Annotated in this window: 10 protein-coding genes; 3 read left to right on the forward strand and 7 right to left on the reverse strand. The window is 34.5% G+C overall.

Annotated elements, in window-relative coordinates; all coding sequences use genetic code 11:
- The first annotated feature begins 260 nt into the window (after positions 1–260).
- Positions 261–1,685 (forward strand): amino acid permease, encoded by a 1,425-nt coding sequence (locus AAIE21_RS00895; RefSeq protein WP_343265058.1) that lies wholly within the window; start codon positions 261–263, stop codon positions 1,683–1,685.
- Positions 1,686–1,888: 203 nt separating this feature from the next.
- Entirely contained in the window at positions 1,889–2,089 is a 201-nt protein-coding gene (locus AAIE21_RS00900; protein ID WP_343265059.1) for a DUF3903 domain-containing protein, read from the forward strand.
- 304 nt (positions 2,090–2,393) lie between these two features.
- Here AAIE21_RS00900 and AAIE21_RS00905 read toward each other — a convergent pair whose 3' ends face one another.
- The 5 genes from AAIE21_RS00905 to AAIE21_RS00925 form a co-directional block, all read right to left on the reverse strand.
- Entirely contained in the window at positions 2,394–2,984 is a 591-nt protein-coding gene (locus AAIE21_RS00905) for a DUF2238 domain-containing protein (RefSeq protein WP_343265060.1), read from the reverse strand.
- Positions 2,985–3,231: 247 nt separating this feature from the next.
- Complete coding sequence (locus tag AAIE21_RS00910) at positions 3,232–4,941, reverse strand: S-layer homology domain-containing protein (RefSeq protein WP_343265061.1); 1,710 nt, start codon at positions 4,939–4,941, stop codon at positions 3,232–3,234.
- Positions 4,942–5,173: 232 nt separating this feature from the next.
- The gene (locus tag AAIE21_RS00915; protein ID WP_343265062.1) at positions 5,174–5,737 is read right to left on the reverse strand and encodes a hypothetical protein; all 564 of its coding nucleotides are present in this window, start codon (positions 5,735–5,737) and stop codon (positions 5,174–5,176) included.
- Positions 5,738–5,767: 30 nt separating this feature from the next.
- Positions 5,768–6,811 carry an NERD domain-containing protein gene (locus AAIE21_RS00920; RefSeq protein WP_343265063.1) on the reverse strand — a complete coding sequence of 348 codons (1,044 nt, stop codon included), beginning with the start codon at positions 6,809–6,811 and terminating at the stop codon, positions 5,768–5,770.
- Between the two features lie 616 nt (positions 6,812–7,427).
- Positions 7,428–9,035: an esterase/lipase family protein gene (locus tag AAIE21_RS00925; protein WP_343265064.1), complete on the reverse strand. Its 1,608-nt coding sequence runs from the start codon at positions 9,033–9,035 to the stop codon at positions 7,428–7,430.
- Positions 9,036–9,413: 378 nt separating this feature from the next.
- Here AAIE21_RS00925 and AAIE21_RS00930 point away from each other — a divergent pair, with 378 nt between their 5' ends.
- Positions 9,414–9,932 (forward strand): YxiF family protein, encoded by a 519-nt coding sequence (locus tag AAIE21_RS00930; protein WP_343265066.1) that lies wholly within the window; start codon positions 9,414–9,416, stop codon positions 9,930–9,932.
- Between the two features lie 26 nt (positions 9,933–9,958).
- On the opposite strand, the gene AAIE21_RS00935 is transcribed toward AAIE21_RS00930, so the two are convergent.
- Both AAIE21_RS00935 and AAIE21_RS00940 read right to left on the reverse strand, forming a co-directional pair.
- Positions 9,959–11,722, reverse strand: a complete 1,764-nt coding sequence (locus AAIE21_RS00935; RefSeq protein ID WP_343265067.1) for an ABC transporter ATP-binding protein — start codon at positions 11,720–11,722, stop codon at positions 9,959–9,961.
- Entirely contained in the window at positions 11,722–13,473 is a 1,752-nt protein-coding gene (locus AAIE21_RS00940; RefSeq protein ID WP_343265068.1) for an ABC transporter transmembrane domain-containing protein, read from the reverse strand. Before AAIE21_RS00940 ends, AAIE21_RS00935 begins: the two co-directional genes overlap by 1 nt.
- Positions 13,474–13,517 lie beyond the last annotated feature (44 nt).

The following is a 13,517-nucleotide window of genomic DNA, read 5'->3' on the forward strand; positions in this document are numbered from 1 at the left end:
TCGCCTCAACTTTACTTGTAATATGTTCGTAACCTTAATTAACTATCAATTTAACAAAAATTCAAAATGAAATCAATTAAATTATTAAATTTTCCGAAAATAAAAATAAACTAATAAAATTTTGAAAACGCAAACAAAAAAATATTGACTTTTCTTTTTAATTATCTGAAAATTATAACAAGATTCTGTATCACGGAATACATTCCACAATACGGAAAAATATCAATCTCATCCTACAAATTATGAAAGTGAGGAAAACAATGACGCAATTAAGCAATACAAATAATGAATTAAAGCGCACAATGAAAAGTAGACATTTGTTCATGATTGCACTCGGTGGTGTAATTGGAACGGGGTTATTTAACGGATCTGGTTTTATTATAAGACAAGCTGGTCCTGGAGGTTCCGTACTCGCTTTTATTGCTGGTGGATTATTAATGTACTTCGTTATGCTTTGTCTTGGTGAGCTCGCTGTAGCGATGCCAGTTTCAGGTTCCTTCCAGGAATATGCAACCAAGTACATAAATCCCGCAACTGGATTTACCATTGGATGGTTATATTGGCTAAGCTGGGCGAATACTACTGGCCTTGAATTTACAACTGCCGGGATTACAATGCAACGCTGGTTTCCTGATATTCCCGTATGGGTTTGGTGTTTAATATTCGGCGTTACAATATTTACCATTAACGCATTATCCGCTCGTAGTTATGCAGAAACAGAATTTTGGTTTTCAAGTATTAAAGTATCTGCCATCATCGCTTTCATTATTCTTGGCGGCGCAGCTATGTTTGGTTTGATTGATTTAAAAGGAAACGAACCAGCTCCGCTTTTATCGAACTTCATAAATCATGGTGGTTTATTTCCAAATGGAATTGCAGCCATCTTGCTAACAATGGTTACAGTTAATTATTCCTTTCAAGGTACAGAACTTGTAGGAATCGCAGCCGGTGAAAGTGAAAATCCAGAAAAAACTTTACCGCGTTCTATTAGAAATATTATATGGCGCACGATGTTTTTCTTCGTCTTAGCAATCTTTGTCCTTGTGGCTTTGATTCCTTGGGAAGAGGCAGGATTAACAAAGAGCCCATTTGTTGCTGTTTTTGATAATATAGGTATTCCATATGCGGCTGATATTATGAACTTTGTCATTCTTACTGCTGTTCTTTCTGTAGCAAACTCAGGGTTATATGCTGCAACTCGAATGCTTTGGTCGTTATCAAAAAATGATATGGCTCCCGCTTTTTTAAGGAAATTATCATCACGCGGTATACCTCTATACGCTTTAATCATGACGATATCTATTTCTGCTTTTTCTCTTTTGACAAGTGTTGTTGCTGCTGAAACTGTTTACTTATGGCTGATTTCAATTTCCGGAGTAATTACAATCATTGTTTGGATGTCAATTTGTGTTTCTCAATTCTTTTTTCGCAAACATTATTTAGCCGACGGTGGAAAATTAGAAGACTTAAAATTCAGAACTCCACTTTATCCTCTTGTACCAATTCTTGGTTTCGGATTGTATGGCATTATATTAATAAGTCTTATTTTTATCCCAGAGCAAAGACTAGGAATCTATTGCACTGTACCATTTATCATCTTTTGTTATACCTACTATTACATCAAGATAAAGAAAAAAGCTACTCATAACACTCATACAGAAACTAAAATTAGCAAAACTTTGTAATACTATAAATAATAATCCCTATATATAAAAGACCGCATATTACTCTTAGTTAATGTGCGGTCTTTTATCATTGACGCTAGTTCTATTCTCTCTCACCCTATTCTTCTCCTTGAAAATAGAGGAAAATGCTGAATTTGTAACGAAAGATTATATCAACTTCAAAGACAACTCATTCCTAGAAATTCAAGCGGAAGGATGAGAGTATGATTTCTAAATATGTTGTGGAGTGTGTCTTTTGTGAAGAAAACCGAAAATCTCGGCAAGCAACTGTCACCGTGTCTGCCACTTCTCATGCACTTGCCATTCAAAAAGTAAGAGATGAATGCAAACGCCGCTTTGGAAAAACACTGATATTACAAACCGAAATTACCGAAGAATTGTTTTTACACAAAAAAGAAAGCTGACCATAGATTGGTCAGCTTTCTTCATCCGATCATATTTTCACATGAAGATTAGGGGCATCCTCTTTAAGGATCGGGATTTCCCCATTATGTACATTCCATAATGGGCATCGAACAATATATTTCTATACAATTAATATTGAATAGAATAGGGCAAAACTTGTTCGCATTTTTAGAAAAGGGATAGGGATATAATACTAGTAATACGTCGAATACTCGAACGTTACACTCATTATATTATAGCAAATCCTTTTATATGGGAAATATGAATTACTTACATAATTCATACGTAAAACATATTAATATATCATTTTATATTTTTAGCATTACGAAATAAGCTCATTGCCAACATTGCTCCAATTAATGCAAGTGTCATATCCCATTGCGTATCCCAAACATCTCCTTGCGTTCCAAGAAACGCTTCCGCCCCTGTCCCTGTTAGTTTTGCAACCGTAAACTCTAGCAACTCATATAACGCACTAAATGCTAAACAAACTGATATTACAAGTAGCTCTAGCCATCCTTTCTTTTGAATTCCAACTACCTTTATAAGTACTTCCCTTGTTAATAATGCTGGAACAAGCCCTTGCATGAAATGCCCAACACGATCGTAGTAATTTCTTTCTAAATCAAAAGTATCACGAAAACAATTGAATAGTGGTACTTCTGCGTATGTATAATGTCCTCCAATGAGCAATATTGACATATGAATAAAAACCCATACATATGTGAACGTTGTAAATCGAAAATGTCGATATGTAATCATTAAAATGAGTACTAAAATAATTGCAGGTGCGACCTCTAAAAACCATGTAAAGGGATCTTTCGGATATATTCCAGATATAAGTAATGCAATCCAAAAACTTACACATAACAATTTATGAAAATGAACAGACACACCTCTTCCCTCCAGAATTTTATTTCTTATTCCATTAATAACATACATCCCGCTGACCAATAAAGTGAAACTTTAATCAGTGGTTTTTTTCTTCATCCCTCACCAATCAGATTTTTACGGGCGGTTGATTTCCCATCTAACTTCTTAATTTTCACTGAATTTTAAGGTGGAGGTCTTACTGCCCACAAATAGCGGGATTAATTTTCTGAAAATAAAAAAGCACTCGCAAGTGCTTTTTTATTTCCTACTATTTTCCCTCTATCACATGTAGCATTCTATTTAAAAACGCTGCCGACTCTGCACGAGTTGCTGTACCTTTTGGTAAGAATTCATTCTTTTCATTCCCTTTTACAATCCCTAATCCATAAACTCGCTGCACAGCTTGTTTATCATACGCTAGATTTTGATCAATAAATGGTAATGATACTAATGGCCCAGTAATCCCTTTATATTTTAATGCACGATCAATCATTATAACTGCTTCATCACGTTTAATCGTATCATTTGGAGCAAAAATATTATTTCCACGTCCATTAATAATTCCAGCACTAGCTGCGCTATTAATACCATCTACTAATGACGAATGTGTTGTACCTAAATCTGTAAATGTTGACTTACCTTTTGGTAATTGTAGTGATCTAGAAATCAAAGTCGCAAACTCTCCACGTGTTACAACCCGATTTGGCCAATACGAACCTTTGCCATCTCCTTGCATGATTCCCTTTGCGGCTAATTCACGAATATCTTTCTCATACCATCCGCCTGTAATATCATCTTTATGATTTGCATCATAGTAAGCTTTTGTTCCTTGTAAAAAAGCATCCCATGCCCCGCGCTGAATCATAATGGCCGGACAATTTTTCCCCCACCAATATTGATGTTTTTTCACATTGTCTAGAGGGATATTTAACTCACCCATTAAGTATGCAGCTAATTTACGAGCATTTTCAACCGCTTTATCATAGTTCCCATCTTTATTTACTGCGATTTCAATTCCGATAGATTCCTGATTTCCTTGCTTAGTGCCTGCATGCCATCCTACTTCATTTACTGGGAGATGCTGATAAATTTCTTTATCATCTACGGTGAAATGCCATGATGTTCCGGATTCAACAGTTGATGTTGCTTGATTATATAAATATTGTCCATGCTGCTGAGCATTCGCACCAACATCGGGATTAGCCGTCTCATGAATTGTAATATATTTCGGAACCATTGCATAACCAGGACGAATATTCTCATTCCCTGTTGGAATGATCCATTCTTTAAATGTCACACCATATATATTACCTGTATTTAATGTTCCTGGTGCCGCATACATGATAGCTTCTCTCTTTTTACGAACAGGTGCCTCATTTGAAAGGATAGATGCTTTCGTACCTTCAAATTTTGCAGATGGTGAATGAATCCATTTTGTTCCTTCGGCTGTTTGAACTTGGAACCAATCTCCTGCTTGTGAAATCGCTACAATTGTTTGAGGCTGTAATATAGTTTCCTCTTTAAACACATCAAATGGCGAAGAGTATACAGATGTTTCTTCATTGATTACTAGATTCCTATTAGATAACGCATAAACATCCCGAATTTCTACATTATTATCACTATTATGTATCCATCCTGCTCCAAATGAAGTTTGTACATAGTATGCATTTCCTTTTCGTTTCGAAGCTTTAATTACTTGTTCCGAAAGCTCTGCACCTGTTGCATGCTGTAAATCAACAGAATCGTATACAGGAGTCGATTTTATAATATGTACAAGAAATTCTCCTTGTACTTCACCTTCGATGTCTTGATCCATATGTTCTTTCATATGTTCCTCAATACTTTTCAAAGCTTGGTCATTAGTAGTAGATACTCCTACCGTTTTTTCTACTGGAGCTGCAAATGAAGAAGCTGGCACCATTATAACTTGAAGTGCAATTGACATTGCTAAAACATTATAAATTCCTTTTTTCATGATACTTGTTTAACACGTTATGTATTGAATCATTTCGTGTTAACTTGCCTCCTTTTCTAACATAATAAAAGTTATTTAGTAAGCTAATAAACTTCTAGATTACTCAACTAGTTTAAAGTATAACGAAATTTTTCCAATTCGTACAGACAGGAACTTCTATTATTTTACTTATTTTTACATAGATTATAACAAACAGAAGACCATAACTCATAATGGCCTTCTGCTTGTTATTTCAATCTTTATATACCTTATACTCTACCACCTTATCATCACTATCAAATTGAAGAATGAGCCATTCACTATCTATCGAAATAAATCCTCTTTCATCTCCAAGGTAATACACCGTTTGATTCATTTCCTTAAAACGCCCTGTTTCACTTGGTTTTCCTAACAATTGTATAATCTCTTTCTTAGGTTTTCCTACTAGTTTATGTTTAGCTAGAAAATCGTCTACCATATATACACGTTTCCCTTCATCTTTTAGCCATCTATCTGTATGAAACTTTGAATTATACTCATTTACACCTAGTTGTACAATACAAATACTAAAGAATACTGTTCCTACAACTGTAATACCTTTACATTTCCCCGTATTATTATCACTAGAGAAATGTAAAACAATTCGCTGAAGGATTAGTAAAAAAATATAAGGAAGTGATACCGCTAAAACACTCACAATATTATAAGACGAATGAGCCATGCTAATGATGAATATGAAAGCGATATATATAAACAAATATAAAAAAATATAAACATACAATGTTGCCCACAATAAAAAATCTCTATACGTGCCCAATGAAAAATCACCTTTATCACATCAGATTTTTTACAACTTCACTTCTTCCATATGTTCAACCATTTCTTTTATCCCTTGTAACTCTTGCACTGTATATAGTACTTTCCCTTCCAATCTTTCATTTTTAAAATACGTAACCAGTTGCTCTCTGTCCTTCAACCTCGGCAGCACTTCATTGGAAAGATCGATCATTTCATTTCCGCTTCCATTTGTCTCATTTCCGAAATATACAATGGGCTTAACTTCTTCTTTTAGAGCTTGCGAATTAACCTCTTTCAAGTAATCATATAAAATTGTTGAAAGATGTTTTGCTTTATAGACAGGGTTTCCTACGTTTTCTGCCATTAGAGTCATTGAATCTCCCTTTTTCATAAAAACAAATGTCTCTTCCTTCTCATATTCATTTTGATACTTACCAATCTCATCAATCATAAATGAATATACCCCTGCATTTTCTTTCGTCAATCCGTGTATCATTCTTCCTTGCCACTCTGTTGTCTCAATTACATATATTCCTGTTGGCAATAACAACAAATGAGCAACTCGATTATCCCTCATTTTATTTCCGTTTTTACTATGTACTTTAGGAAGAAATACATTTGGGATAATATGTAATTCACCTTCAGTTATGATTCCTTGCTGAACAAACCCTCGTTTCATATAATGTAATATTTCATGCGTATTCATTTCTTCACCATTTTTAGAATACGCTCTTAATTCTGTAATTAGATTTTGCAACATATGTATCTCATTATTATGTTTCTGTTGTATTTCACTACGCTCTTTACTATGTTGCATCGCTAATTGATTCTTCATCACTCTCATGCTTTCTACTTCTCTAGCTGCGCTCTCTTTTAAATTATTGTATTTTTTACGCTCTACGTTCTTTAATGTCTCCTGCTTTTCTTCATAATCCGCTACAGTTGCAGCCATCTCACTTTGATAGTTTTCTATTGATTTTGTCTTTTCAAATTCTACTTGCTGGTTTTCTGATTCTAGTTGTTTGTTCTTATAAAACAATACAAATACTCCGGCTAATAATGCTAAAATGACACATATAAGTACGTATTCCATCTTTTTCTCCTTTATGGCTTAATCAAATATTATCTAAACTTTTAATATCACTTTTAATCTATTATACTACGTATTATAATAACGCTCTGTAAATTTGGATATATTTTGCATACTTTATTTACTATAAAAAATGAACAAGTTATCCTTTAGATGATTCACGACAGGAGAAAAGTATATAAAATATTTAGCATGTGTAAAAAGAATTGACGAACTAATTGAAGAAGAAATTACATTAAATATTAATGGTGTAATGATTCACAGACTTTCCCACCATTTGTCCATATAAATTTGTAGAAGGAAAATGTTATCCAATTATTCTAGGGATTACAATACTTAATGACATTGTAATAAATGAGAGAAAAAAAGGAGTCAATAACTTAAAGAGAATCAATCATAAAAAAGAAGCCCTCGAAACCTCAACATTACAAGATTTTCCGAAAGCTTCCTCTATTGTAAAGTAAAAACATCCCATCCTGTAGGGGATGTTTCATAAGCCTTTATTACGCTGTACTTAGACCAAAGCATTTACAGTCTTCTTACCATTATCTCCACATCTTTTTAAAAAGAATAGTAGCATATAACGTGCCTTAAAACATACTGTTTTTGCAAATACAGTTTATTTTTCAATATACACAGAACGTACAATCGTACGAGTGTAAGCTTTCCCTTCTGAGTTAATACCTTTAATATCAATCGTCACATTATATACACCTGATTTTTTAATATGATACAAAGAGCCTGTGAACGTATTTTCATCTAACTTTTGCAGCTGATTCGATTGGGATACTAAATTCCCTTCTCGATCAACAACTCGTACATTGAGAGAAAGATTCTCTTGTTTTATCGATTCTTTAGTAGATGATTTCAATTGAAATTCAGCCTTATTAGCTTTAATTTTCCCTGGTATTTTCAAAGTAAACGGTGCTTCTTGTTGGTAATCACTAACAACCATATAAGCATCTTTTTCATGTGCTGTCATTATTTTAACATGCCATTCCCCGATTTCCATTTGATTAATTTTAAATGTCCGAATGGACGCGCCCTTAAAATAGGAAGTTTCATCTCCTACCGTAAACTTACTATCTTCATTCGTATATACTTTGCCCGACGGAGAAATAAGTTGTATTTTCACTTCTGAAGATGCTGTTAACACAGAGATAACACCTTCAGTTTTTGCATCTATCGCAATCGTTTGATCAATCCATTTATTCGGCTCCAGTTCTCCACCTAAAATGTTTTGATTAGATGTAGTATTTAAATTATCAACAAATTCCCTATTATGATTTAAAGTATAAGAAGGAACGAATGTAGCAGTAGAAGTACGTAAATACGATTCAATTCGAGAAAAGACAGCTGAACCTTTTCTTATATCATCATGATCAAATCTAGAATCGGTAAATAAATGTGTTCCATACGGTAATTTTGTACTCCATTCATTCACTAAACCATCATTAGAGCCATACGCGGAAAGATATAACCCACCTAAAGATAAAGCAGAGAAAGTCGGCCCCCAACTTGTACCTGCAACTGTATAGTAACGATTTAATTTAGCGTTCGGATTGTTATCTATTACAGAACGAAATTGTGCCATTTCACCTGTTTGTAAAGAATACGTGCCATCATCTCTTTGTCCGAGTAATGAAGCCAGCCATCCCGCCCACCAACTATAGGATAAGTCTGCTAAATTTGACCCATAATGCGGCGAAGCTAGTGTAATAACTTTTCCTACAAAACGATTCGCACCGTATTGAATGAGCGCTGCTTGGGTATCAATTCCACCTTTACTGTGAGCCACAATATTCACTTTTTTACCAAAATGATTATAAATCTCTTCTAACTTTGCAGCCAACAATTTACCATTGTCCCACTGACTAGCAGATCCCTTTCCAGCTGCATCGTATAGTTGAACAAACACAGTTTGATATCCCGCGCGATAAGCATAATCATACATGTCGTTTACATCGTGATACACTGTTTTTCCATACCAACTATCCGCACTTCCATTTCTTCCTTGTACAAAAACAATCGGTGGCCTATTTTCATCATAATTTAAAGGCTTTTCACCTAAAAACCAATCTCCTGGATTAAATGCTTCTTTTGGTGGAAGCATTCCACTATAAATTGGCGTAATATTTGTCTCAGCAGTTGCAATTCCACGAAAAGAAGTAATTAGTAAAATGAAGGCAGCAATCAATACCATACATCTTTTAAACGACGCTTGCATAATAAATACCCTCCTTTTTTTTAAAAGATGACGCAGAGTTTATAGATTTCTATACTATTGCAATACAATAACTGCTATAATTTCCAAGTCTCATATTCTTCTAAAATTTCAAGGGTTATATTTATTCAATTAATAAGTAGGATAGTTTGACCGCATCGCCTTATTCTTTATAAACGATATTCTTCCTATATGCCTTAATTCCTTTCATTCATCCATAGTACAAATGTTTCTCAACAAAAACTCACAGATTTTATCGGCATTAATATGAATTAAAAAATACTACTTGAAAAAGAAGTTATAATCAGTACGATGGAGATTTTCTTGAAAATTCTATTAGATTCAACAAGAAATAAAATCATTTAAAAAGGGGTGACAAAATTGAGTGATGTAAGAAAACAAAGAATTGAAGTACTTAGAAGAAAAGTTTGGAGAGACGCGCAAAGAAAAGACCTTATAGACGAAGTTTCTAAATTCATTCCTATTTCTATAGCTTCATTTATGGATCCAGAAGCTAACTCTATTTTTTGTAAAGAATTATTTAGTAAGTTAGACAACTTGTCAGATAGAACAATTTTTGGCAATACGAATTATGAAGAAAACAAAAAGTTATCGTTAGAGTTATTAGAAGAAGTAGTTAAAATCATCAATTTCCCAGCTAATCAAGGTAGATTATTTTTCTTTAGAGAACATGGAATTGAAGCTGTTAACCTGGATATAAACGAACTATTTCAAAACTTAGAAGAAATATCGATCATTACAAATTTCCTAAATGGCTATGGAGATTTTATATTAGTTGGAGATAATTTAGAATTTGGTGTATGTATTGAACGAACAGAGTATCACTACGAATTCAGTATATGGGGTGTAACAGAAATTACAGAGGTAGAGGCATTTTAAAAAAAGAGGCCTTCAAAACCTCAATACTACAAGGCTTTCTGAAGGCTACCTTTATTTTGAAGTAAATACATATTGTAATACAACCCTTGCTTACCTAGTAACTCTTGATGCGTTCCTCTTTCTACAATTTCTCCATCATGCATGACAAAGATTTGATCAGAATCTTGAATAGTAGATAAGCGGTGCGCAATCGCAATTGTCGTTCTACCTTTTCTCATACGCTGCAGTGCTGTTTGAATTGATTCTTCCGTTTCTGTATCAATATTTGCTGTTGCTTCGTCTAATACTAACACCTTCGGATTTGTTGCAATCGTTCTCGCAAACGCAATCAGCTGCCTTTGTCCACTTGAGAATGCAGCTCCTCTTTCTACTACTTCCGTATCATACTGCTCTGGTAGCTTTTCAATAAACGTATTCGCTTGCACAAAACGCGCTGCTTCTTCTATTTCTTCATCCGTAATACTTTCATTATACATCCGAATGTTTTGTTTTACATTTCCAGCAAATAAGAATGCATCTTGAAGTACAAGTCCAATTCTCTTTCGAATTTCCTGCTCTTCAAATTTTTCTAAGTTTACACCGTCTATTAAAATATTACCCGATTTAATATCATAAAAACGCATCAATAAGTTCATAATTGTACTTTTCCCGCTTCCAGTATGCCCAACAAAAGCTACTGTTTGCCCAGGTTTTACATGGAAAGATACATTTTTTAAAACATCACGTTTCCCATCGTATGAAAATGTAACGTCTTTAAATTCAATTTCCCCTTCGTGCACTTTCGGCTCTCCAACTCCTTGTTGAACAGGCGCTAAATCTTTTTCATCCATCAAATGAAAGACACGTGATGAAGAAACAAGGGCTTGCTGGAAGAAAGAGAGCTTCATCATCATTTCATTTACAGGTTGGAAAAAGCGATGAATATAGTTAACAAAAGCATATAATATACCTACTTCAACTGGACTATTTAAGGCGTTAATACCAAATAATGCGAGCACTAAAGCAATAGCCATAATATGAACAAGGTCTGTTGCTGGACGTAAAAATAACGCATCTAGTTTTAACGTACGGCGCCCAGCACCGTAATGCTTATCATTCACTTCTTCAAATTCTTTTCGCATCCGTTTTTCTTGGCGAAATACTTGCACAATATTCATCCCTTGAATCGATTCATTGAGCTTAGCATTTAAAATACTCAATTGATTCCGAAGCTCTAAATAAAAAACGGAGCTTTTCTTGCGATACATCGCCATAATTGTAAGCATAATTGGAATTAATATAAGAGAACATAAAGCAAGCTTCACATCAAGTAAAAACATTGCCACTAAAATCCCAATTAAGAACACAACATTTTTTATAAATGTTGATAACACACTCACATAGAAATCTTTAATTGCTTCCGTATCATTGGTAATGCGAGATACGAGAGTACCAATTGGCGTACGATCAAAAAAGCTTAGTGACAACCTTTGTACATGTTCATATACTTCAACCCGCATGTCTTGCACAATTTTGAACGCAATATTTTGGAAATATAGTAAATTTAAATACGTAAATAAAACCTTTAATAAATGAGCAATTATATATACAACAAATAGGGTTACAAGTGCTGATTGTTCAAAGTTATGCGGAACTAAATGCTCATCAAGAAACTGTTTAATTAAAAACGGACCCATCATTTCTGTAACAGTTGCACCAACTAGAAATAGAAATGCTAGTGACAATAAGCCTTTATATGGTTTCATATAAGAAAGTAATCGCCATAAATCGCTTCTTTTTTTCTCAGCCATTATATGCCTCCCTTCTCAACTAACGCTTCTAACTGCTGACTTTCATACATCTCTTTATACCAACCTTCTTGCTCCATTAGTTGCTCATGTGTACCACGCTCTACAATTTTCCCTTCATCAACAACAAGGATAAGATTTGCATGTTGAATGGCGCTTAACCGATGTGCTGTAATAATCGTGGTTTTTTGCTCTCTTTCTCTTTTCAGCGCTGTTAAAATTGTTTCCTCTGTCTTTGCATCAACTGCGGATAAACAATCGTCTAAAATTAAAATTTCAGCATTTGTTAGTAAAGCACGTGCGATAGAGATCCTTTGTTTTTGCCCCCCTGATAAAGACACCCCTCGTTCTCCTACTACCGTATCGTATCCTTCTGGAAATTGAACAATATCGTCATGAATACACGCAGTATCAGCAGCACTTGCAATTTCTTTATATGTAGCGTCCGCCTTTCCAAATGCAATATTTTCACCTATACTTGCTGAAAATAAGAAATGGTCTTGAGGAACATACGAAATAGCAGATCGAATACCATGAAGCGTCATATCACGAATATCTTTTCCTCCAACTTGCAACGCTCCATTAAAATGATCATATTCCCGGATTAAACATTTTAGCAATGTCGTTTTCCCTGCACCAGTGCGGCCAACAATACCTAATGTTTCACCTTTATTCAGGGTAAAATGAATATCTTCTAAATTAAGTGTTTCATTTTTCTTATAAGAAAATGTATCAATTGCAAACGTAATAGCACCGCTTGCTACATTATGTACCGCACTCTCCTTATTCACAACATCTGAAGTTTGCGATAATATTTTTTCCACACGATCATACGAAGCACGACCGCGCTCCATAATATTAAACAGCCAACCAAATGCAAGCATCGGCCAAACGAGCGTCCCTAAATATGTTGTAAATGTAATTAACTCACCAACTGTCAGTTCTCCGCGAACAACTAATAGTGATCCATAACATACAGCAATTAAGAATGAAAAACCGACGATAAGAGAAATTGTTGGATCAAATAATGAATCAATGCGCGCAACTAACATATTTTTATGCACAACATCCTCTGACTTCTTTCGAAATGCTTGTAAATCTTCCTTTTCTTGACCAAGTGAGCGAATCACCTTCATCCCGCTCATACTTTCTTGTACTTTATCATTGATCTCAGAAAACGCTTGCTGTGCTTTATGAAAACGTCTGTGTAATAAAGTACCATAATAATTAGTCGAAATCGCTACAATCGGCATTGGAATTAAGCTTAATAATGTTAACTTCCAACTAATTGTAAAACCCATAGCTACGAGTACACATCCACCTACGGCTAACGAATCAACAAGCGTCAAAACGCCAGCTCCAGCTGTCTGTTGGATCGCTTGAATATCATTCGTTGCATGTGCCATTAAGTCCCCTGTACGATGTGATTGATAAAAAGATGGGCTCATATTTGTGAAATGTTCATATAATTTCTTTCGTAATTGGCGCGCGAGCTTTAAAGAAGATCCAAAAATCATAATACGCCATATGTAACGTAGTATATACATTGTAATCCCGACAGCCACTAAAAGAACAACCCACTGTAACAGCTTTTCAGATGTTAGCGTTTGATTGTTAATTTCGTCTACGACAATTCCAATTACTTTTGGTGCAACAAGTTCAAGAAGTGCTACACCAAATAACAAAAAAATTCCCGTTATATACGCCCGTTTTTCTTGTTTAAAAAACCAAGCTAAATTAAAAAATACCTTCATTATATCCCCCTCCCTTGAAATGAGCGATGTTTTCAGTTTATCAA

The sequence above is a fragment of the Paenibacillus sp. 102 genome, from assembly GCF_039549175.1.
Classification (GTDB): Bacteria; Bacillota; Bacilli; order Bacillales; family Bacillaceae_G; genus Bacillus_A.

Bases quoted from the DNA above. Each gene is read 5' to 3' on its own strand.
- AAIE21_RS00895 (WP_343265058.1), top strand. From the start codon at position 261: ATGACGCAATTAAGCAATACAAATAATGAATTAAAGCGCACAATGAAA.
- AAIE21_RS00900 (WP_343265059.1), top strand. From the start codon at position 1,889: ATGATTTCTAAATATGTTGTGGAGTGTGTCTTTTGTGAAGAAAACCGA.
- AAIE21_RS00910 (WP_343265061.1), bottom strand. From the start codon at position 4,941: ATGAAAAAAGGAATTTATAATGTTTTAGCAATGTCAATTGCACTTCAA.
- AAIE21_RS00920 (WP_343265063.1), bottom strand. From the start codon at position 6,811: ATGGAATACGTACTTATATGTGTCATTTTAGCATTATTAGCCGGAGTA.
- AAIE21_RS00925 (WP_343265064.1), bottom strand. From the start codon at position 9,035: ATGCAAGCGTCGTTTAAAAGATGTATGGTATTGATTGCTGCCTTCATT.
- AAIE21_RS00935 (WP_343265067.1), bottom strand. From the start codon at position 11,722: ATGGCTGAGAAAAAAAGAAGCGATTTATGGCGATTACTTTCTTATATG.
- AAIE21_RS00940 (WP_343265068.1), bottom strand. From the start codon at position 13,473: ATGAAGGTATTTTTTAATTTAGCTTGGTTTTTTAAACAAGAAAAACGG.